The sequence below is a fragment of the Streptomyces sp. NPDC005803 genome, from assembly GCF_040630435.1.
Taxonomy (GTDB): domain Bacteria; phylum Actinomycetota; class Actinomycetes; order Streptomycetales; family Streptomycetaceae; genus Streptomyces.
On record NZ_JBEXXO010000018.1, the window covers coordinates 1 to 21474 of the forward strand.

Genomic DNA, 21474 nt, shown 5'->3' on the forward strand with positions numbered 1-21474 from the left:
CGCAGGACGACGAACATCGACCCGGGTCCGCTGCGTACCCGCGGAACGTTCGTCGTTTGAGGAGACGCCCCGGAGGGACCCCGGACCCCCACCCAGCGGCAGGGGCGCACCCCGCGGGGCAGGCCGCACCCATTGAGCCCGTCCGGCGATTGAGGACGGAACCCCGCGCCCCGGACCGGGGCGAACAACGGGCCCGCCCCGGACCACCGCACCCCACGGAGCGACCCGCGCCCCGGAGGACCACACGCCGCCCGCCCAAGGGCACCGTTTTGACCCGTCCGGGGCAGGCGGGTAGTCTCTGGGGTTGTTATACGTATTGGCTTCGTCGTTCTCACGCGAAGGGCCTTACGTAGGTTCTCTGGAGCAGTTACCAGTGGCTCGCATACGGGCAGCGTCCCCGGCATTGTGAGCCCCAGCTGCATGATCGCTTCAGAGGTGCCATGTGTCTGGACCTCATCCACTGAAGAAGCGAAGGCTACGAAGTGCGTACGTACAGCCCCAAGCCCGGCGATGTCACTCGCCAGTGGCACATCATCGACGCGCAGGACATCGTCCTGGGCCGTCTGGCCACCACGGCTGCGAACCTCCTCCGAGGCAAGCACAAGGCGATCTACGCCCCCCACATGGACATGGGCGACTTCGTCATCATCATCAATGCCGACAAGGTTCACCTGTCCGGCAACAAGAAGACCCAGAAGATGGCGTACCGCCACTCCGGGTTCCCGGGTGGTCTCCGCTCCGTCCGTTACGACGAGCTGCTGGCGAAGAACCCCGAGAAGGCCGTCGAGAAGGCCATCAAGGGCATGATCCCCAAGAACACCCTGGGCCGCCAGATGATCTCGAAGCTGAAGGTCTACGCGGGCGACCAGCACCCGCACGCTGCGCAGCAGCCGGTCCCGTACGAGATCACCCAGGTCGCGCAGTAGTTCCGGCCTCCCCCCAAAGACGTAAAGAAAGATCTGAGGAGAATCGTGGCCGAGACCACTGTTGAGACCCCCATCGAGGGCACCGAGGGCGAGGAGACCTTCGCCGAGGTGACCACGTTCGAGTCGGAGGTCCCCGTCGAGGGTGAGTACACCTCCGAGTCGCTCGCGGGCCGCTTCGGCGACCCGCAGCCCGCGGCCGGCCTTGGCCGTCGCAAGAACGCCATCGCCCGCGTCCGGATCGTTCCGGGCACCGGCAAGTGGAAGATCAACGGTCGCACCCTTGAGGACTACTTCCCCAACAAGGTGCACCAGCAGGAAGTCAACGAGCCCTTCAAGGTGCTCGAGCTCGACGGCCGTTACGACGTCATCGCCCGCATCTCGGGTGGCGGCGTCTCGGGTCAGGCCGGCGCCCTGCGTCTCGGTGTGGCCCGCGCGCTGAACGAGGCGGACGTGGACAACAACCGCGCCACGCTGAAGAAGGCCGGCTTCCTCTCCCGCGACGACCGTGCGGTCGAGCGCAAGAAGGCCGGTCTCAAGAAGGCCCGTAAGGCCCCGCAGTACAGCAAGCGCTAAACCGCCTGCTCAAACGCGTTACACGTTCGCCCCGGCGGCACTCTTCGTGCTGCCGGGGCGTTCGTTTATTGACAGCCTCGGGCATATAACGACATAAGGCGTTCATAGGCTTGTTGCTTACTTGGTCTGATTTTTTTGCGTTTCGGAGCACCTTCGGAGGACACCAGTGGGACGACTCTTCGGCACGGACGGCGTGCGCGGCGTCGCCAATGCGGACCTGACGGCCGAGCTCGCGCTCGGCCTCTCGGTCGCGGCGGCGCACGTACTGGCCGAAGCAGGCACCTTCGAGGGCCATCGGCCTACGGCCGTGGTCGGCCGCGACCCCCGCGCCTCCGGAGAGTTCCTGGAGGCGGCCGTGGTGGCCGGCCTGGCCAGCGCGGGCGTCGACGTGCTGCGCGTCGGAGTACTGCCGACCCCGGCCGTCGCCTACCTCACCGGCGCCCTGGGCGCCGACATCGGCGTGATGCTCTCCGCCAGCCACAACGCCATGCCGGACAACGGTGTCAAGTTCTTCGCCCGCGGCGGGCACAAGCTCGCCGACGAGCTGGAGGACCGCATCGAGACGGTCTACGAGCAGCACCGCACCGGCGAGCCGTGGGCCCGTCCCACCGGTGCCGGCGTGGGCCGGGTCAACGACTACGTCGAGGGCTTCGACCGTTACGTCGCCCACCTCATCGGGGTGCTCCCCAACCGGCTCGACGGCCTGAAGGTCGTCCTGGACGAGGCGCACGGCGCCGCCGCCCACGTCTCGCCCGAGGCGTTCGCACGGGCCGGGGCCGAGGTCATCACGATCGGCGCCGAGCCGGACGGCCTGAACATCAACGACGGCTGCGGCTCCACGCACCTGGCGCTGCTGCGCGCCGCCGTCGTCGAGCACGGCGCCGACCTCGGCATCGCCCACGACGGCGACGCCGACCGCTGCCTGGCCGTGGACGGCGCGGGCGAGGAGATCGACGGCGACCAGATCCTGGCCGTGCTGGCCCTCGCCATGCGCGAGGCCGGGCAGCTGCGCAAGGACACCGTGGTCGGCACCGTGATGTCGAACCTCGGCTTCAAGATCGCCATGGAGCGCGAGGGCATCCAGCTCGTCCAGACGGCCGTCGGCGACCGCTACGTCCTGGAGTCGATGAAGGCCGAGGGCTACGCCCTGGGCGGCGAGCAGTCCGGGCACGTCATCGTCCTGGACCACGCCACGACCGGCGACGGCACGCTGACCGGTCTGATGCTGGCGGCCCGGGTCGCCGCCACCGGCCGTTCGCTCGCCGAGCTGGCCGGTGTGATGGAGCGCCTGCCGCAGGTCCTCGTCAACGTGCCGGACGTCGACAAGTCCCGCGTGAGCACCTCCCCGGAGCTGGCCGCGGCCGTCGCCGAGGCGGAGGCCGAGCTGGGCGCCACCGGCCGGGTGCTGCTGCGCCAGTCGGGCACGGAGCCGCTGGTGCGGGTCATGGTCGAGGCGGCCGACATCGAGCAGGCGCGCGCGGTGGCCGGACGGCTGGCCGACGTCGTGAAGTCCGCGCTGGGCTGACCGGTGCGAGGGGCGGGCGCGCCAGGCCGGTGCGCCCGCCCTCGTGCTCTGCGGGTCGGGGCGGATGGCCGGGGTGCGGGGGCCCGGGTGTCCGCCCGTCGCGCTGCTACGCGTCCGTGGGGGCGGTCGGCTTCGTGTGGGCCCGCTGGTGATGCCGGGTCGTCCGCCAGAGGGCCTTCTGCGCCAGCAGCGTCAGCGTCCCCGCGAGCACGATGCCGCCGAGGTTCGCCAGCAACTGCTGGACGGAGCCCGTCATCTGGCCGTAGTCGCGGTAGCTGAACGCCACCGCCGCGTTGGCCGCGGCCGGCACGGTCGTCACCGAGATCGCGACACCGATCAGGGCTCCGGACTTCGCCGAGGTCAGGGAGAGCGTCCCGGCGATGCCCGCGAGGAACGCCACCACGAACGACATCCAGTCCGGCTGCCAGACGAACGCCGTGTTGGGCCGGTCCGCCTCGACCATCGCGGCGTCGAACAGTCCGAAGGCGTTCATCAGCCAGGCGAAGCCGACCGTCAGCAGTATGGCGGCGGCGAAGCCGCCGATCAGCGCCCACAGGGAGCGCCCCACGAGACGCGGAGCGCGCTGCACGAGTGCCGTGGAGATCCCCGCCAGCGGCCCGAACTCCGGACCCACCGCCATCGCGCCCACGATCAGGATCGCGTTGTCGAGCATCACACCGCAGGCGGCGAGCATCGTCGCGACCGCGAGGAACGCCACATAGGTGGCGCTGAACGTCGAGTCGTCGTGCGTGGCCTCCACGAGCTCTTCCCACAGCACCGCGTCCGCACCCTCGCCCGGTGCCTCCTCCTCGGCCCGGTCGGCGCGCTTGGAGAGCGTCAGGTCCAGGTTCTCGACGGTGATGGCCCCGTACGTGTCGACTCCTATCCGGCGCAAGGCAGCGATCAGCTCGTCGCCCGCCTCGCGCGCCACGTCGCACAGCACCATGTCACCGACCGGATCACGCGCGACCCCCGGCAGCACCACGAGATGGGCGGTGCCGACGGTCCGCTCCAGCAGGCTCGTCACCTCGTCCGTACGGTCGGCGGGGACGAGCAGGCGCAGATGAAGCACAACGCTCCTCGGGAGGGGGCAGGTGTGACGGGCGGCGTCAGAGTTTACGCAGGGACAGTCGCTGGACCTTGTGGTCGGGTCCCTTGCGCAGGATCAGCGTGGCACGGCCACGCGTCGGCGCCACGTTCTCCACCAGGTTGGGCTTGTTGATGGTCCGCCACATCGTCGCCGCGTACTCCATCGCCTCCGCCTCGGAGACCTGGGTGTACTTGCGGAAGTACGAGGACGGGTCCTGGAACGCGGTGGCGCGCAGCTTCCGGAAGCGGTTGAGGTACCAGGTCTCGATGTCCTCGGGGCGCGCGTCGACGTACACACTGAAGTCGAAGTAGTCCGCGAGCCCGACCCGGGTACGGCCGTCCTTGCCGGGCAGGGCCGGCTGGAGCACGTTCAGGCCCTCGACGATGAGGATGTCGGGACGCCGTACGGTGAGCCGCTCGTCCGGCACGATGTCGTAGATCAGGTGCGAGTAGACGGGAGCCGTCACCTCGTCCTTGCCCGCCTTGATGTCGGCGACGAAGCGGGTCAGGGCGCGCCGGTCGTACGACTCCGGGAAACCCTTGCGCGACATCAGGCCGCGCGCGTGGAGCTCCTTCATCGGCAGCAGGAACCCGTCCGTGGTGACCAGCTCCACCCGCGGGTGCTCCGGCCAGCGGGCCAGCAGCGCCTGGAGGATACGGGCACTGGTGGACTTGCCCACCGCGACACTGCCCGCGACCCCTATGACGAACGGGGTCCCGCGCTGTGCCCCGTGCCCGTTGCCCGCGTCCCCGAGGAACGTGTTCAGGGCGCCGCGCAGTCCGGAGGTGGCCTGGACGTACAGATTGAGGAGTCGCGAGAGCGGCAGGTAGACGTCCCGCACCTCGTCGAGGTCGATGACGTCCCCGAGCCCCCGCAGCCGCTCCACCTCGTCGGCGGTCAGCGGCAGCGGCGTCTTGTCGCGCAGCGCGCTCCACTCCGCCCGGGAGAGGTCGACGTACGGCGTCGCGGCGGGCTCGGCGCGTCGGTTCGTGCTCCGTGTCGGCGAAGAGATCACGGTTTCATTGTCGCGGGAGTTCGAACGGAGTGGGGGGTGGGGTCGGTCACGTGGGGGACGGGCGCCGGGTGCGGGACCCCGGCAAACGGAAAGGCCGGCCCGGCGCCCGGGGCGCCCGGCCGGCCTGATTCCGGAGTGGGGACTCAGCGCGTAGCGAGCCGCCCGTCATGTGCCGCCCGCGGTGAGCCCGTGCTCCTGGGTTCGGCCCGCGCGGACCTGGTCCGTACGCGACGTGGCTCGTACGCGACGTGGCCCATACCGGGCCTCGCCCGTACTCGACCTGATCCGTACCGGACCCGGCCCGTACCGGCCTAGTCCGTGCCGGACTCCATCGCGGCGCGGTCCAGCATCTCGTCGGCGTCGGAGACCTCGCCGCGGGAGGCGATGGCTTCGGCGCCGCCCTCGGGCAGGGTGCCGATCAGGCCGGTGGCGGCGGCCTGGGCCGCGCCGATGGCCGGGTTGGCGGTGCCGATCAGACCGAGGCCCGCGTACTGCTCCAGCTTGGCGCGGGAGTCGGCGATGTCGAGGTTGCGCATGGTGAGCTGGCCGATCCGGTCGACCGGGCCGAACGCGGAGTCCTCGGTGCGCTCCATGGACAGCTTGTCCGGGTGGTAGCTGAACGCCGGTCCCGTGGTGTCGAGGATCGAGTAGTCCTCGCCGCGCCGCAGCCGCAGCGTCACCTCGCCGGTGACGGCCGTGCCGACCCACCGCTGGATCGACTCCCGCACCATGAGCGCCTGCGGGTCCAGCCAGCGGCCCTCGTACATCAGCCGGCCCAGACGCCGGCCCTCGTTGTGGTACTGGGCGAGGGTGTCCTCGTTGTGGATCGCGTTGACCAGGCGCTCGTACGCGGCGTGCAGCAGGGCCATGCCGGGGGCCTCGTAGATGCCGCGGCTCTTGGCCTCGATGATCCGGTTCTCGATCTGGTCCGACATGCCCAGGCCGTGACGGCCGCCGATGGCGTTCGCCTTCATCACCAGGTCGACGGCGGAGTCGAACTTCTCGCCGTTGATGGTGACCGGGCGGCCCTGGTCGAAGCCGATCGTGACGTCCTCGGTCGCGATCTCGACCGAGGGGTCCCAGAACTTCACACCCATGATCGGGTCGACGGTCTCCACGCCGGTGTTCAGGTGCTCCAGGGTCTTCGCCTCGTGGGTGGCGCCCCAGATGTTGGCGTCGGTGGAGTACGCCTTCTCCGTGCTGTCGCGGTAGGGCAGGTCGTGGGCGACCAGCCACTCCGACATCTCCTTGCGCCCGCCGAGCTCCGTCACGAAGTCCGCGTCGAGCCAGGGCTTGTAGATCCGCAGGTGCGGGTTGGCGAGGAGACCGTAGCGGTAGAACCGCTCGATGTCGTTGCCCTTGAACGTGGAGCCGTCGCCCCAGATCTGTACGTCGTCCTCCAGCATCGCCCGCACCAGGAGCGTGCCCGTGACGGCGCGGCCGAGCGGCGTGGTGTTGAAGTACGCCCGCCCGCCCGAGCGGATGTGGAACGCCCCGCAGGTGAGCGCGGCCAGCCCCTCCTCGACGAGCGCCGCACGGCAGTCGACCAGACGCGCGAGTTCGGCGCCGTAGGCCTTGGCGCGGCCGGGCACGGAGGCGATGTCGGGCTCGTCGTACTGACCGATGTCGGCGGTGTAGGTGCACGGGACAGCGCCCTTGTCGCGCATCCACGCGACCGCGACCGAGGTGTCGAGGCCGCCCGAGAAGGCGATGCCGACGCGCTCGCCGGTGGGCAGGGAGGTGAGGACCTTAGACATAGGAAGATTATGCATCATCGCGCATGTTCATGCAACGTGGCGCGGATCAGGCCCCCCTCCGGGTCGGCGAGGGGCCGGTCACGGGAGAAGTGCTTCACCCCACCGTCAGGACCGCGTTCCCCCGCACCCGGCGCCCGCGGATGTCCGCGATGACCTCGCCCGTGCGCGACCAGTCCCGCACCGAGCCGATCTCCGGGTGGAGACGGCCGCCCGCCACCAGCCGGACCAGGGTGGCGAGGTCGGCGGCGTACGTGGTGTCCGCGCGGGTGTAGTCGAAGTGCGCGATACGGGCCTGGGCCGGGCCCTTGAAGAAGTCGAAGAAGTCCAGCGTGGACGGGGTGCGGCTCGCCTGGCCGAACCAGACCAGCAGACCGCCCGGGGCCAGCCGGGCCAGGGCGGTGGGCAGCACGTCGCCGCCCACCGATTCCAGCACGATGTCGTACGGTCCCCCGGCGTCGGCCGGTGACGTCACCACCGCGGCCGCGCCCAGGTCCAGCAGCCTCGCCCCGCGCTCGGGCGTCGAGCTGACCGCCGTCACCGCCGCGCCCGAGGACGCCGCCAGCTCCGTGACGTAGTGGCCGACGCCCCCGCTCGCCCCGGTGACCAGCAGCCTCCGCCCCGCCACGGGACCCGCCGCCCGCAGGAGGCGCAGCGCGGTGATGCCCGCCAGGGGGAGGGCGGCCGCCGTGACCGCGTCGACGCTGTCCGGGAGTTCGGCGATGCTGTGGACGGGGACCGCGACGCGCTCGGCCCACCCGTACGCGGGCGGGTGCGCCACCACACGGGTCCCGGCCGCAGGGCCCGTACCGTCGGCCGCGGCCCGCAGGACCGTCCCCGCGACGTCCTTGCCGGGCCGCCAGCCCGCCCAGCGCCGGTCGAGCTGCCCGTCGAGCTGGAACGTCTCCCCCCGGTTGACCGAGTACGCCTCCACCGCGATCAGCGCCTCGTCGGCGGCGGGGACGGGTTCCGGCACATCGCCCAGGAGAACCGTTCCGCCGGTCGTGGACGTGGCCGTGGTTTCGGGCGTGGGCGTGGTCGTGGTCGAGGTTTCGGGCTCGGTGTCGGGAAGTAGTGCCTGCATCGGATGCCCTCCCCCTACGCGAAGACGACGGTCTGCGCGTGCAGCGTGTCGAAGTGCTCGCGGACGGAGGCGATGCGACCGCCCCGCACCGTGAACACGGCCAGGCAGTGCTGGTCGTACCGGGCCCCCTTGCGGGTCAGCCCGCGGGTGTTCCACTCCGCCAGGACCCGCTCGCCCTCGGCGATCACGCCCTCGCACTCGATCTCCATCGACTCCGGCACCAGCCGGGCGACCATCTGCGCCACGAAGGAGCCGAAGATCTCGTCAGGGCCGGTCCAGGTGCCCGACACCGGCAGGTCCCCGGCGAGCGTCCAGGTGACGTCGGCGTCGAAGAAGGAGCGCAGCCGCTCCTCGTCGCTTCCCGACGCGAGGGCGTCCATGTAGTCGAGGACGACGTCCTTGGGGGTGGGGGTCTGCTGCGTGCTGTCCATGGCTGGGTTCCTTGTCCGGTGTGCTCCGCTGACCCCTGAAGGCTAGGAAGGGGAGGGGCGCGCAGGGAAAGACCTCTTCTCGATCGCTCCAGAACCGTTCGGCATCGCCCCAGCTCAGGGCGGCTCGTATGCTGCTGCGCATGTCAGAACTGCGGCGTCTGCGCTACTTCCTGGCGGTGGCGGAGGAGCGCAACTTCACCCGCGCCGCCGAGCGGCTCCACATCGCCCAGCCCGCCCTCAGCAGGCAGATACGCGAGCTGGAGCGGGAGTTGGGCGTCCAGCTCCTCGACCGCACCACCCACTTCGTCGAACCGACCGAAGCGGGAACGGTGTTGATGGAGCGCGGAGCCGCCCTCTGCGAGGACGCCGACCGGCTCTGGCGCGACGTGCGCGGCTTCGCCGGTGGCGAGCAGGGCACGCTCGCCTTCGGGTACAGCATGAGTACGAGTTACGAGACGGCCCCCGCCCTCCTCGCCGCCCTCGCCGAACGCCTGCCGGGTCTCACCGCCGCCACGCACCTCCTCCCCACCGCCGAGATCCTCGCCGGTGTCGCCGACGGCACCCTCGACGCCGGCCTGGTCCGCTGCCCGCCGCCCACGCCCGAGCTCGTGCGGACGCTCGTACGGCTGGAACCGCAAGGCGTCCTCATGGCCGCCGGTCACCGCCTCGCCGCCCGGCCCGTCGTCGCCCCCGCCGAACTGGCCGACGAGACGCTGCTCCTGCACCCCCGCGAGGCCAACCCCGGCCACTACGACGCGATCATCGGCATCCTCGACCGCGCCGGTGTCAGCCCGCGCCTGATGCTGCGCCCGCTGTCGTTCGACGCCGGCCACACACCGGTGGTGCGCGCCGCCGCCGTCTCCGTGGTCGGCCGGTCGGCCGCGTCCAGCCTGCCCGCGGAGCTCGTGTGGCGGCCGCTGTCCGGGGGAGCCGCCATCGAACTGCACCTGCTGACCCGCGGGCGGGGCGCACGTCCCGTCGTGGCTCAACTCCTGCGTACGGCACGCGAGACGGCCCGGTCCGGCGGCTGGCTGCGGTCACCGGACGCGGCGACTACGCCGTAGTGGCGAGGGCCCACCGGCTCGTACGCGCGGGCTCCGTACGGGGAACGGCTCCCCGCCCGGCTTCGCCCCGGGCGCCCGGCACTAGTTCCACGGGTCGGTGAACGACCGGCCGGGCACCGGCTTGGCGATGAGCGCTATGGGGACGAAGAAGTTGACCTGGCCGATCGCGAACATCAGCGTGGCGAGGGCCTTGTCCTCGTAGTGCTCGGCCGCCTGGGCGAACAGCTCGTCGGAGACCCTCTCGCCGTCCGCCGACGGCCGCAGCACGGCTTCCACCAGTGCCAGAGCGGCACGCTCGGCACCGGTGAAGTACGGCGAGTCCTGCCAGGACGCCACCGACGTGATCCGTTCCTCCGACTCCCCGGCCTTGCGCAGGGAACCCGTGTGCAGCACGGTCAGGTAAGTGCTGCCGACGATCTGGCCGGCCCGCAGGTGGACCAGGTTGATGGTGGACCGCGGTACCGACCCGTTGCCGGTGACCCTGAACAGTGCCGCCGACACAGCCGCCAGCTCGGGGACGAGCTCGGCGGGGTCCTCGGACATCCGGGGAGCCATCGGGAGCTCTGCCGTGATCGCACGTGTTTCCATCGTCGTCTCCTCAGTTGTTCCTGTCGCTGTCACCGCACTGACGGATCGCGCGGGAGAGATGTGACCGGCTGACGGAAGAGGGCCGGAAACGGCTCGCGGCCGGAAGGCGCCCCGCTCTACGTCATGACGAAGCGGGAAGACGGGAGACGGCTGCTGCACGCCTGCCGGAACACCGAGGTGCGGGCCGGGTAGAACCTCGTTCTGCCGGTACGGCGACGAGACCCGCGCCGACGGCATGACCGGCGAGCCGTCCAGGTGCGGCGCCGAGTCCCAGGACGGACGCGACTCGTCGCCTGGCCGAGGACCGGTGACGGCCGGCCGGCCCCCGGCGTCGGCTACGGGTGCGTGAGCGCCTGTTCGAGGAGGCCCTGAAGGACGCGCTGCTGTTCAGGGCTGAGGCCGGACAGCGGCGAGTCCTGGGCGAGGAGTTCGAGAAGCCGTTCGCGGGCCGCGCCACCCGTCGCGGTGAGGAAGAGGTGCTTGGCGCGGCGGTCGGTGGGGTGTGCGCGACGCTCGACCAGGCCCTGCTTCTCGAGCTTGTCGATGACGAAGGTGGCGTTGGAGGGCTCGCAGCTCATGCGCTCGGCGAGCTCACGCATGGTCATCGGCCCGGTCATCTCCCGCAGTGCGGTCGCCTGGGCCGCGGTGAGGCCCAGCGGGACGGCGCGGTGGCGTACGTGATCGGCGATCTGCTGGGCCAGTCCGTTCACCAGGCCGCACAGTTCCCGTTCGGCGACGGCGTGCGGTTCCACGGGCTTCGTCATGCGTCCCACTCTAGCAAGTCCATCAAGTGAGTATATTTCTAGCTTGCATGGTTCAAGCTTGATGCTTATGGTGAGGGTGCCGCATCCGAGGGGTGGGGCGACCACCCGCCGGACGAAGGGGAGAGGGACCGTGAGGTATTCCATGGGGGACCGGGACGCGCTGCGGCGGCCGGCCGGTGTCCGTTCGTTGCACCTGGGCGACACGAAGGTGTCCTACGTACCGGACGGGGCGGTGCGGCTGCGGCCGCGCGATCTGCTCCCCGACACCACCGGCGAGGTGTGGGAGGGGCATCCCGAGTTCCTGGACGAGTCCGGCAGCCTCGTGGCGAGCATCGGCGGCCTGCTGGTGGAGAACGGCGACCGCGCCCTGTTGATCGACGCGGGGTTCGGGCCCCGGTCCTGGCCGCCCGCGCCGGACGGCCCGCGCGGCGCGATCCACGGGGGCGCCCTCCTGGACAGCCTGTCCGCACTCGGCCGCAGGCCCGAGGAGATCGAGGCGGTGGCCCTCACGCACCTGCACTCCGATCACACCGGTTGGGCCTGGCATCCCGCACCGGGCACCGACCGGCCCGCCTTCGCTCACGCCGACTACCTGGTATCCGCGCAGGAATGGGCGCGGCGGGACCTGGCGGAGGCGCAGGAGGTCGCCGGCCTGGCACCGCGGGTCCGCACGGTGACCGACGGACAGGAGATCTTCCCGGGCGTGCGGATGCGGATCGGGGCCGGTCACTCGCCCGGGCACGCCGAGTACGTCATCACCTCGGGCGGCCGGCGGCTGATCGCCTTCGGCGACGCCCTGCACTCGCCGATCCAGGTCGGCCACCCCGCATGGTCCTCCGCCTTCGACCACGACCCCGTCCACTCCGCAGACCACCGCCGCCGCCTCGTCGCCGAGCTGACGGAGCCCGGCACCATCGGCTTCGGCGTCCACTTCGCCGACGTGGTGTTCGGGCGCGTCCGGCAGGACGGCGACCGTCCTGCCTGGCTCCCCCTGGGCGCCTGACAGCGGGGGTGCCGCCTGCGCCGTTCGCGCCGTACCGCTCGGGGGCCTTCGGCTACCCCCGGAACGGCCGGTACGTCAGCTGCTTGACGCGGCGCAGGAACGGCATCGATTCCACGTGCTCGACGCCCTCCAGCCGGCCCAGCCGTTCGCTCAGATAGCGGTACAGGTGGCCGGTGTCGCGGGTGATCACGACCGCCATCAGGTTCGACGGGCCCGTGGTGGCGGTGGCGTACGCGACCTCCGGGTCGGTGGCGAGCGCCTCGCCCACCGTGTGGAGGGCGCGGGGCGCGGCGGTGACGCACAGCATGCTCGCGTTGCGGAAGCCGAAGTGCTCGGAGTCGAACTCGACGTCCACGTAGAGCGCGCCCGAGGCGACGAGCTGGGCCAGGCGGCGTTTCACCGCCGATTCGGAGCGGCCCGTCGCCCTCTGGAGCTCGGGGTAGGTGGCCCTGCCGTCCTTCTCCAGCGCGGCGACCAGCGGTTCGTCCTCGGCGGTGATGACGCGTGGGCCCGGCGGCTCCGGGACCCGTTCGGGGGTGAGGGCGGCGGCCTCTTCGGGGGAGAGCGCACCGCTCTTGTGGAGCCAGCCGGACGGGCCGCCGTAGAAGCGGTGCAGCAGTTGGTGGGCGCGGATGTCGACGATGTGCGGGGTGCGGGGGAGCTTGCCGAGGAGCAGGTCGTCCGCGTCGCCCTGGCTGCGCACGTTGGCCGTGCACGTCACCTCGGTGCCGCCCGAGGTCAGGCCGATCCATGCCGTGTCGGGGCGCTTGGCCAGGGCCTCGGCGATGGCCCTCGCGCCCTCGGGCGCGCACCGCACGCGCAGCAGCCAGTGGTCGAGCGCGTCCTCGGCGGCCGCGCAGCGGACCGCGACGACCCGCAGACCGCCGACGGCCTGCAAGCGGCGGAACCGGCGCGCGACCGTCTGGTCCGAGACGCCGAGCACGGTGGCGATCCGGCTGAAGGGGGCCCGGGCGTCCAGCTCCAGGGCGTGCAGGATCCGGAGGTCCAGGGCGTCGCCCGGTACACGGGATTCCATCGCGATGTGCCTCTTCCATGTCGGATTCCGGCGGATCAGCGGCTCTGGCTGGGGAGTCCGGTCGCGCCCGTCCGATCGTACGGGAGTGGTCGCCGACCACGCCGAAGCCGTACAGGGAGAAACGACATGCGCAAGTGGGGGCCGCTCACCGCGGTCTGTCTGGGGACGTTCATGCTGCTGCTCGACGTCACGATCGTCATCGTGGCGCTGCCCGACATGGCGCGGGTGCTGGACGCGTCGCTCTCCGACCTCCAGTGGGTCATCGACGGGTACGCCCTCGCGCTCGCCGCGCTGCTGCTCGGCATCGGGGCCGCCGCCGATCTGCTCGGGCGACGGCGGGTCCATGTCGCGGGCGTCGTGCTCTTCGCCGTCGCCTCGCTGGCCTGCGGGCTCGCCTCGTCGCCGGCGGTGCTGGTCGCGGCGCGCGGGGTCCAGGGGGTGGGCGCGGCCGCGATGTTCGCGACCACGCTGCCGCTGCTCGCCTCCGTCTACCAGGGCAGGGAGCGTTCCGTCGCGCTAGGGCTGTGGGGGGCCGTGAGCGGGGGCGCCGCCGCGATCGGGCCGGTGGTCGGCGGGCTGCTGACCCAGGGGCCGGGATGGCGCTGGATCTTCTTCGTCAACCTTCCGGTCAGCGTCGCGGCGGTCTGGCTGACGGCCCGGACGGTGCCCGAGTCGCGCGGGGCGCGGGGCCGGCGGATCGACTGGGCGGGGACCGTGAGCTTCGCGGTGTTCGCGGCGGCGGCGACGTACGCCGTCGTACGGGCGGGGAGCGTGGGATGGGCGTCGGGGCGCACCCTCGCCACGTTCGGGGTCGCCGCGCTCGCCCTGCTCTGCTTCGTGCTCGTCGAGCGGCGCGTCGCCCACCCGCTGCTGGAGCTGTCGCTGTTCCGGACGTCCGCGTTCACCGGAGTGATGGCCGGGGCGCTCGCGTACAACATGGCGGCCTTCGCCGTCCTGCCCTACACCTCGATCTGGCTGCAGACCGTGCTCGGGCTCAGCCCCGTCCAGGGCGGTCTCGCTGTGCTGCCGCTGGCCGCGACGGCGTTCGTGGTGGCGGCCCTCGGCGGGCGGCTGCTGCACGGGGTGCAGCCGAGGCTGACCATCGGCGTCGGGCTCGCCCTGATCGGCGTCGGCACCCTCGGCCAGGCGGTCCTCGGCGCGGGCTCCTCGTGGCCGGCGCTGCTGCCGGGCCTGGTGGTCGCGGGCATCGGCACCGGACTGGTCTCCCCGGCCCTCGCGGGCGCCGCGCTGGCCGCCGTACCGCCGGAGCGGGCCGGTATGGCGGGCGGCGCGGTCAACACCTTCCGGCAGCTCGGGTACGCCCTCGGGGTGGCCGTGTTCGGGGCGGTGCTGACCTCGCGGATCGGCCGGACGCTGAGCGAGGGGCAGGCGCACGCGCTCGCGGGCGGCGGTGCGCCGGGGCTGCGGTCGGCGGGGACGCCGGAGCACGCGCTGCGGGCGGCGTTCGCCTCGGGGCTGAACACGGCGGCCGTGGTGGCCGGGGCGGTGGGGGTCGTCGCGGGCATGGCGGTGCTGCTGCTGGTCCGGGGGGACCGCCCGGCCCGGCCGGTTCCGCAGCGCCCGGCCCGGGTGGCGGTGCGCGCGGAGAGGTGACGGCACCCGCGCCGCGAGGTGGGTGATCGGGGGCCGCCCAGCCGAAGGCGGGCGGGGCGGCGTCGGCCTCGACGTGGCGGGCGGGCTCGGTTGGTGGGCTTGAAATAACGGTTGCTTCTGCGACTATGCGAAGAACAGGGGCTGGTGACCAGGAAAGGACCACTATGTGCGGAATCGTGGGTTACGTCGGTGGGCAATCGGCGCAGGACGTCGTCGTCGCGGGCCTCAAGCGGCTGGAGTACCGGGGGTACGACTCCGCCGGGATCGCGGTCCTCGCCGACGGGGGACTGGCCGCGGCCAAGAAGGCCGGGAAGCTCGTCAACCTGGAGAAGGCGCTGGTCGAGCAGCCGCTGCCGGCCGGCAGCGCCGGGATCGGACACACCCGGTGGGCCACCCACGGCGGCCCCACCGATGCCAACGCCCACCCGCACCTCGACAACGCGGGCCGCGTCGCCGTCGTCCACAACGGGATCATCGAGAACTTCGCCGCCCTGCGCGCCGAGCTCGGCCGGCGCGGCCACGACCTCGTCTCCGACACCGACACCGAGGTCGTCGCCCATCTCCTGGCCGAGGCGTACGCGCAGAGCGCGGACCCGGCACAGGCCATGCGGCAGGTCTGCCGGCGCCTCGAAGGGGCCTTCACGCTCGTCGCCGTGTTCGCGGACGCGCCCGACGTGGTGGTCGGGGCCCGGCGGAACTCGCCGCTCGTCGTCGGCGTGGGGGACGGCGAGGCGTTCCTCGCCTCCGACGTCGCCGCGTTCATCGCCCACACCCGGTCCGCGATCGAGCTCGGCCAGGACCAGGTGGTCGAGCTGCGGCGGGAACAGGTCGTCGTCACCGGGTTCGACGGGGAGCCCGCCGAGGTGCGGGCGTACCACGTGGACTGGGACGCCTCCGCCGCCGAGAAGGGCGGCTACGCCTCCTTCATGCTCAAGGAGATCGCCGAGCAGCCCAAGGCCGTCACCGACACCCTCCTGGGCCGGATCGACCGGGAGGGCACGCTCCACCTCGACGAGGTGCGGATCACGCGGGGCGAGCTGCGCGAGGTCGACAAGGTGGTGATCGTCGCCTGCGGGACCGCGTTCCACGCGGGGATGATCGCCAAGTACGCCATCGAGCACTGGACCCGCATCCCCTGCGAGACCGAGCTCGCCAGCGAGTTCCGCTACCGCGACCCGATCCTGGACCCGCACACCCTCGTCATCGCCATCTCGCAGTCCGGCGAGACGATGGACACCCTGATGGCGCTGCGGCACGCGCGTGAGCAGGGCGCGAAGGTCCTCGCCATCTGCAACACCAACGGCTCGACCATCCCGCGCGAGTCGGACGCCGTGCTCTACACGCACGCCGGCCCCGAGGTCGCCGTCGCCTCCACCAAGGCGTTCCTCACCCAGCTCGTCGCCTGCTACCTCGTCGCCCTGTACCTCGGCCAGGTCCGCGGGACCAAGTGGGGCGACGAGATCCGCACCGTCATCCGCCAGCTCTCCGAGATCTCCGGGTCCGTCGACCGGGTGCTGGGGACCATGGAGCCGGTGCGCGCGCTGGCCAGGTCCCTCGCCGCGCACGACACCGTGCTCTTCCTCGGCCGGCACGTCGGCTACCCGGTCGCCCTGGAAGGCGCGTTGAAGCTCAAGGAACTCGCGTACATGCATGCCGAGGGCTTCGCCGCCGGCGAGCTCAAGCATGGGCCTATCGCCCTCATCGAGGAGGGCCTGCCGGTCGTCGTCGTGGTGCCGTCACCGGCCGGGCGTTCCGTGCTGCACGGCAAGATCGTGTCGAACATCCAGGAGATCCGGGCCCGCGGCGCGCTCACCGTCGTCATCGCGGAGGAGGGCGACGAGGAGGTGGTGCCGTACGCCGACCACCTCATCCGGATTCCGGCAACGCCTACGCTGCTTCAGCCGCTGGTCGCGACCGTGCCGTTGCAGGTCTTCGCCTGCGAGCTGGCGACGGCCCGCGGCAACGAGGTGGACCAGCCGCGCAACCTGGCGAAGTCCGTCACCGTGGAGTGAGCCGTGATGCGGCGTCGAGCGAGCAGTGAGGGTGCGTACGTGATCATCGGGGTCGGGATCGATGTGGCGGAGATCGAGCGGTTCGACGCGGCGCTGGTGCGTACGCCGCAGCTGGCCGCGCGCCTCTTCGTGGAACGGGAGTTGCTGCTGCCCGGGGGCGAGCGGCGCGGGATCGCCTCGCTGGCCGCCCGGTTCGCCGCCAAGGAGGCCCTCGCCAAGGCGCTCGGAGCGCCCGCCGGGCTGCTGTGGACGGATGCCGAGGTGTACGTCGAGGAGAGCGGGCAGCCCCGGCTGCGGGTCCAGGGGACCGTCGCCGCACGCGCGGCCGAACTGGGCGTGCGGCAGTGGCACGTGTCGCTCAGTCACGACGCGGGAGTGGCCTCGGCGGTGGTGATCGCTGAGGGGTGAGCCGGGGGCGTGCGCGCGGATTCCTGCGTACGTTGGAGGCATGCGTACCGCTTACAGCGTCTCGACCGTACGGGCGGCCGAACAGGCCCTGATGGCACGGCTCCCGGAGGGCGCGCTGATGCAGCGCGCCGCCGCCGGGCTCGCGGCGGCCTGCGCCGATGTGCTGCGACGGGGCGGGCGGGTCTACGGGTCCCGGGTCGTCCTCCTCGTCGGCAGCGGCGACAACGGGGGCGACGCCCTGTACGCGGGGGCCAGGCTGGCCCGGCGCGGCGCGGGCGTCGTGTCCGTGCGCGTCTCGCCCGGCCGGGCCCACGAAGGCGGGACCGCGGCCCTGCTGGCGGCCGGCGGGCGGGTGATGGACGGCGGCGAGGCGGCCCCGCACCGCGACTGGGGCGGGCACATCGACCTCGTCGTCGACGGCATCACCGGCATCGGCGGGCGCGGCGGACTACGGCCGGAGGCCGCCGCCGTGGTGGAGCACTACACGGCCCACGGAGCGCCCGTCGTCGCCGTCGACCTGCCGAGCGGTGTCGAGGCGGACACCGGCGAGGTGCGGGGAGCCGCGGTGCGGGCGGACGCGACCGTCACCTTCGGCGCGTACAAACCGGGGCTGCTCGTCGACCCGGCCGCCGAACGGGCCGGGGCCCTGCACCTCGTCGACATCGGGCTCGGCGCCGAACTGCCGGACGTGCCCGATCTGGAGGCGCTCCAGTACGCGGACGTCGCCGCGCTGCTGCCCGTGCCCGCCGCCGAGAGCGACAAGTACCGGCGCGGCGTCGTCGGCATCGTCGCCGGATCGGCGCGCTACCCGGGGGCGGCGGTGCTCGCCGTCTCCGGCGCGCTGCGCGGCGGGGCGGGGGCCGTGCGCTACGTCGGGCCGGGAGCCGACGCCGTCATCGCGCGGCACCCCGAGACGCTGGTCCACGCGGGCCCCCCGTCCAAGGCCGGGCGCGTGCAGGCCTGGGTGGCCGGTCCGGGGCTCGGCGACGGCACGGACGCCGTGGAGGCGGTCTCCGACGTCCTGGCCACCGACGTCCCCGTGCTCGTCGACGCCGACGGGCTGCGGCTCCTGGACGCCGACGTCGTACGCGCCCGCACCGCGCCCACCGTCCTGACCCCGCACGCCGGGGAGGCCGCGGCGCTGCTCGGCGTCGCGCGCGAGGAGGTCGAGGCGGGGCGGCTCGCCGCCGTACGGGCGCTCGCCGAGCGGTTTCGCGCCACGGTCCTGCTCAAGGGGTCGACGACCCTGGTCGCCTCCCCCACCCCGCACACGCCGGTGCGGGTCAACCCGACCGGCACCCCCTGGCTCGCCACCGCGGGCAGCGGCGACGTGCTCTCCGGGCTGACCGGCTCGCTGCTCGCCGCGGGCCTCGCCCCGCGCGACGCCGCGTCGGCCGGCGCCTACCTCCACGGCCTCGCCGCCCGGCACGCCTCGGACGGCTCCCCGGTCGCCGCGCAGGACGTCGCGGAGGCGCTCGTCGCGGCCTGGCGGGACGTACGGGCCTGAGCGATGCTGAGAACGGGCCGGAGCGATGCCGGGAGCGGCCTCCGGGACCCGGTGACGGCGCGAGGAGTGGTCGGTCGTGAGCAGCGGCGGTGACGTGCGGGTACGGCGGGTGTACGACCCGCAGGAGGACGGCGACGGCACCCGCGTCCTCGTCGACCGGCTGTGGCCGCGCGGCGTGACCAAGGAGCGGGCCGCGATCGACCGGTGGCTCAAGGACGTCACCCCGTCGGACGCACTGCGCTCCTGGTACCACGAGGACCGCTCCGGCACCCGCTACGACGAGTTCGTCGACCGCTACCGCGCCGAGCTCGCCGACCCCGCGCACACGGCGGCCGTGGACGAGCTGACGGCGCTGGTCCGCGAGGGCGGTCCGGTGACGCTCGTCACGGCGGTCAAGGACGTCCCGCACAGTCACGTCCCGGTCCTCGTCGACCATGTGGAACACGAAGCGCACCGTCGCTGACGTGCGCGTCCGGCCATCGCGGCACGCCCTCGCGCGACCGGCGGGCAGGAGATGCGCCGTACGGCTCTGAGACACTGGGCGCGATGAACGAGACAGCGTCCTTGAGAGCCCGTGCCGAGATCGACCTCGCCGCACTCCGCGCCAACGTGCGCGTTCTGCGCGCCCGGGCCTCCGGCGCGCACCTCATGGCCGTGGTCAAATCCGACGCCTACGGGCACGGGGCGGTGCGCTGCGCCCGCGCCGCGCTCGAAGCCGGCGCCACCTGGCTGGGCACCGCCACGCCCCAGGAGGCGCTCGCCCTGCGCGCGGCCGGTCTCGGCGGCCGGGTGATGTGCTGGCTGTGGACGCCGGGCGGTCCGTGGCGCGAGGCGATCGAGGCCGACATCGACGTGTCGGTGAGCGGCATGTGGGCGCTGCGCGAGGTCACCGCGGCGGCAGCGCGGGCCGGCCGGCCGGCCCGTATCCAGCTCAAGGCCGACACCGGCCTCGGACGCAACGGCTGCCAGCCCGCCGACTGGCCCGCACTGGTCGCCGCCGCCCGCACCGCCGAGCAGGCGGGCACCGTCCGCATCACCGGCCTCTGGTCCCACTTCGCCTGCGCGGACGAGCCAGGACACCCGTCGATCACCGCCCAGCTGGACACCTTCCGCGACATGGTGGCGTACGCGGAGAAGGCCGGCGTCGAGCCCGAGGTGCGGCACATCGCGAACTCCCCGGCGACGCTGACGGTCCCCGAGTCGCACTTCGACCTCGTGCGGACCGGGATCGCCATGTACGGCATCTCGCCCAGCCCCGAGCTCGGCACCCCGGCCGACTTCGGGCTGCGCCCGGTGATGACGCTCGCCGCCTCGGTCGCCCTGGTCAAGCGGGTGCCGGCCGGCCACGGCATCAGCTACGGCCACCACTACACGACGTCCGAGGAGACCACGCTCGGCCTGGTGCCGGTGGGGTACGCGGACGGCGTCCCGCGCCACGCCTCGGGCCGCGGCCCCGTCCTGGTCGGCGGTGTCCGGCGGACGATCGCCGGCCGGGTGGCCATGGACCAGTTCGTCGTCGACCTCCACGGGGACGAGCCGGTGGTGGGCGCCGACGCCGTGCTGTTCGGCCCGGGGGACCAGGGTGAGCCGAGCGCCGAGGACTGGGCGCGGGCGGCCGGCACGATCGCGTACGAGATCGTCACCCGGATCAGCGACCGGGTCCCGCGCGTCTACCGGGACGACGAAACGCCGACGGGCCCCTCGGCCGGGTCCTGACCGGACAGGCGCCCCTGACCAGGCACGATCTGAACATGTCCCAGGTGGGCCGGACAAGAACACAGGAGACCGGGCCGGGCCTCGGACCCGACGGACACGACCGACGAGGAGCGCGGCACGGTGAGCGAGATCAGCGCGGAGGACGTGGTGGTGGCGGCCGCTTCGGCGGCCGGCTGGCGCCGGGCGGGGATCGCCGGCGCCGCCATAGGCGTGATCGCCGCGGGTGCGGCGGCCGGGGTCGCCGTCGAGCGGCTGACGGTGGGGCGCGGCATGCGCAAGCGGGCCAGGCTGGCGCTGGACGCCACCGGACCGTACGGCTCGCTGCGCGGGCTGCCCGGCCGGGCGACGGCCGACGACGGCACCGAGCTGTACTACGAGATCGACGAGGTCGAACCGGGCGGCGGCACGGGAACGGGCGGCACGCCCCCCGGCTCCGCCGCCGGTCCGCGCAGGCGCCGCCTCTTCGGGCGCAAGGCGCCCGCCCCGGTGACGGTCGTCTTCAGCCACGGCTACTGCCTCAGCCAGGACTCCTGGCACTTCCAGCGGGCGGCGCTGCGGGGCATCGTGCGCACCGTCCACTGGGACCAGCGCAGCCACGGCCGCTCCGAGCGCGGCCGGGCGCAGGCGCAGGGCGTCCACGTCGGCATCGACCAGCTGGGCAGTGACCTCAAGGCCGTGATCGACGCGGCCGCCCCCGAAGGACCCGTGGTGCTGGTGGGGCACTCCATGGGCGGCATGACGATCATGGCGTTCGCCGACCAGTACCCGGCCCTGATGCGCGACCGGGTCGCCGCCGTCGCCTTCGTGGGCACGTCGAGCGGGAGGCTCGGCGAGGTCAACTTCGGACTGCCGGTGGCGGGAGTGAACGCCGTGCGGCGGGTGCTGCCCGGTGTGCTGAAGGCGCTCGGCTCGCAGGCGGAGCTGGTGGAGCGGGGGAGGCGGGCGACCGCGGATCTGTTCGCCGGGCTGATCAAGCGCTACTCGTTCGGCTCGCGGGACGTGGACCCGGCGGTCGAGCGGTTCGCCGAGCGGCTCATCGAGTCCACGCCGATCGACGTCGTCGCGGAGTTCTACCCCGCCTTCGCCGAACACGACAAGAGCAACGCCCTGCCGCTGTTCAGGGACGTCCCGGTGCTGGTCCTGGCGGGCGACAAGGACCTGGTGACGCCCAGCTCGCACAGCGAGGCGATCGCGGACGAGCTGCCCGAAGCGGAGCTGGTCATCGTCCCGGACGCGGGGCACCTGGTGATGCTGGAGCACCCGGAGACGGTGACGGACCGGCTGGCGGACCTGCTGGTGCGGGCCGGGGCCGTACCGGAATCCTCCGAGGCCCGTGGGTGAGGGCGGAGCCCTACGCGGGTGTC

Annotated in this window: 20 protein-coding genes and 1 pseudogene; 13 read left to right on the forward strand and 8 right to left on the reverse strand. The window is 72.7% G+C overall.

The features are described 5' to 3' along the window. The first annotated feature begins 482 nt into the window (after positions 1–482). From rplM to glmM, 3 genes are all read left to right on the forward strand, one after another. Entirely contained in the window at positions 483–926 is a 444-nt protein-coding gene (gene rplM, locus ABZ454_RS24360) for a 50S ribosomal protein L13 (protein ID WP_018550601.1), read from the forward strand. A 45-nt stretch (positions 927–971) separates the two neighbouring features. After that, a complete protein-coding gene (gene rpsI / locus ABZ454_RS24365; protein ID WP_356321954.1) occupies positions 972–1499 on the forward strand; it encodes a 30S ribosomal protein S9 in 528 nt (175 codons plus the stop codon). 166 nt (positions 1500–1665) lie between these two features. Next, positions 1666–3024, forward strand: a complete 1359-nt coding sequence (gene glmM, locus ABZ454_RS24370; protein WP_359540860.1) for a phosphoglucosamine mutase — start codon at positions 1666–1668, stop codon at positions 3022–3024. Between the two features lie 106 nt (positions 3025–3130). On the opposite strand, the gene ABZ454_RS24375 is transcribed toward glmM, so the two are convergent. The 5 genes from ABZ454_RS24375 to ABZ454_RS24395 form a co-directional block, all read right to left on the reverse strand. Then, positions 3131–4096: a DUF389 domain-containing protein gene (locus tag ABZ454_RS24375; RefSeq protein WP_359540861.1), complete on the reverse strand. Its 966-nt coding sequence runs from the start codon at positions 4094–4096 to the stop codon at positions 3131–3133. Between the two features lie 37 nt (positions 4097–4133). After that, the gene (gene coaA / locus ABZ454_RS24380; RefSeq protein WP_359540864.1) at positions 4134–5129 is read right to left on the reverse strand and encodes a type I pantothenate kinase; all 996 of its coding nucleotides are present in this window, start codon (positions 5127–5129) and stop codon (positions 4134–4136) included. 311 nt (positions 5130–5440) lie between these two features. Continuing rightward, positions 5441–6886, reverse strand: coding sequence for an argininosuccinate synthase (gene argG, locus ABZ454_RS24385; RefSeq protein WP_356321958.1), 1446 nt, complete (start codon positions 6884–6886; stop codon positions 5441–5443). Between the two features lie 94 nt (positions 6887–6980). Continuing rightward, positions 6981–7967, reverse strand: a complete 987-nt coding sequence (locus ABZ454_RS24390; RefSeq protein ID WP_359540866.1) for a zinc-binding dehydrogenase — start codon at positions 7965–7967, stop codon at positions 6981–6983. 14 nt (positions 7968–7981) lie between these two features. Next, positions 7982–8398 (reverse strand): nuclear transport factor 2 family protein, encoded by a 417-nt coding sequence (locus ABZ454_RS24395; RefSeq protein WP_359540867.1) that lies wholly within the window; start codon positions 8396–8398, stop codon positions 7982–7984. Between the two features lie 140 nt (positions 8399–8538). Here ABZ454_RS24395 and ABZ454_RS24400 point away from each other — a divergent pair, with 140 nt between their 5' ends. Then, entirely contained in the window at positions 8539–9462 is a 924-nt protein-coding gene (locus ABZ454_RS24400) for a LysR substrate-binding domain-containing protein (protein WP_359540870.1), read from the forward strand. Positions 9463–9543: 81 nt separating this feature from the next. On the opposite strand, the gene ABZ454_RS24405 is transcribed toward ABZ454_RS24400, so the two are convergent. Continuing rightward, positions 9544–10050 (reverse strand): carboxymuconolactone decarboxylase family protein, encoded by a 507-nt coding sequence (locus ABZ454_RS24405; RefSeq protein WP_359540871.1) that lies wholly within the window; start codon positions 10048–10050, stop codon positions 9544–9546. A 102-nt stretch (positions 10051–10152) separates the two neighbouring features. On the opposite strand from ABZ454_RS24405, the pseudogene ABZ454_RS24410 reads away from it, so the two are divergent. Continuing rightward, positions 10153–10242 (forward strand): annotated as a pseudogene (locus tag ABZ454_RS24410) (DUF4440 domain-containing protein); the annotation flags it as partial. Between the two features lie 143 nt (positions 10243–10385). Here ABZ454_RS24410 and ABZ454_RS24415 read toward each other — a convergent pair. After that, positions 10386–10814: a MarR family transcriptional regulator gene (locus ABZ454_RS24415; RefSeq protein ID WP_359540874.1), complete on the reverse strand. Its 429-nt coding sequence runs from the start codon at positions 10812–10814 to the stop codon at positions 10386–10388. A 142-nt stretch (positions 10815–10956) separates the two neighbouring features. On the opposite strand from ABZ454_RS24415, the gene ABZ454_RS24420 reads away from it, so the two are divergent. Further along, the gene (locus tag ABZ454_RS24420; RefSeq protein ID WP_359541088.1) at positions 10957–11817 is read left to right on the forward strand and encodes an MBL fold metallo-hydrolase; all 861 of its coding nucleotides are present in this window, start codon (positions 10957–10959) and stop codon (positions 11815–11817) included. A gap of 52 nt (positions 11818–11869) precedes the next feature. On the opposite strand, the gene ABZ454_RS24425 is transcribed toward ABZ454_RS24420, so the two are convergent. Next, the gene (locus ABZ454_RS24425) at positions 11870–12853 is read right to left on the reverse strand and encodes an Lrp/AsnC family transcriptional regulator (protein WP_359540877.1); all 984 of its coding nucleotides are present in this window, start codon (positions 12851–12853) and stop codon (positions 11870–11872) included. Positions 12854–12979: 126 nt separating this feature from the next. Between ABZ454_RS24425 and ABZ454_RS24430 the strand changes: the two genes are divergently transcribed. From ABZ454_RS24430 to ABZ454_RS24460, 7 genes are all read left to right on the forward strand, one after another. Further along, positions 12980–14467, forward strand: a complete 1488-nt coding sequence (locus ABZ454_RS24430; RefSeq protein WP_359540880.1) for an MFS transporter — start codon at positions 12980–12982, stop codon at positions 14465–14467. Positions 14468–14631: 164 nt separating this feature from the next. Beyond that, a complete protein-coding gene (glmS, locus tag ABZ454_RS24435) occupies positions 14632–16479 on the forward strand; it encodes a glutamine--fructose-6-phosphate transaminase (isomerizing) (RefSeq protein WP_359540881.1) in 1848 nt (615 codons plus the stop codon). A gap of 6 nt (positions 16480–16485) precedes the next feature. Continuing rightward, positions 16486–16887: a holo-ACP synthase gene (locus ABZ454_RS24440; protein WP_356321967.1), complete on the forward strand. Its 402-nt coding sequence runs from the start codon at positions 16486–16488 to the stop codon at positions 16885–16887. A 40-nt stretch (positions 16888–16927) separates the two neighbouring features. Beyond that, positions 16928–18394 (forward strand): NAD(P)H-hydrate dehydratase, encoded by a 1467-nt coding sequence (locus ABZ454_RS24445; protein ID WP_359540883.1) that lies wholly within the window; start codon positions 16928–16930, stop codon positions 18392–18394. 76 nt (positions 18395–18470) lie between these two features. Further along, entirely contained in the window at positions 18471–18857 is a 387-nt protein-coding gene (locus ABZ454_RS24450) for a DUF488 family protein (protein ID WP_356321969.1), read from the forward strand. Between the two features lie 83 nt (positions 18858–18940). Next, positions 18941–20110 (forward strand): alanine racemase, encoded by a 1170-nt coding sequence (alr, locus tag ABZ454_RS24455; RefSeq protein WP_359540885.1) that lies wholly within the window; start codon positions 18941–18943, stop codon positions 20108–20110. Between the two features lie 120 nt (positions 20111–20230). Beyond that, positions 20231–21451 carry an alpha/beta hydrolase gene (locus tag ABZ454_RS24460; RefSeq protein ID WP_359540887.1) on the forward strand — a complete coding sequence of 407 codons (1221 nt, stop codon included), beginning with the start codon at positions 20231–20233 and terminating at the stop codon, positions 21449–21451. The last annotated feature ends 23 nt before the right edge of the window (positions 21452–21474 follow it).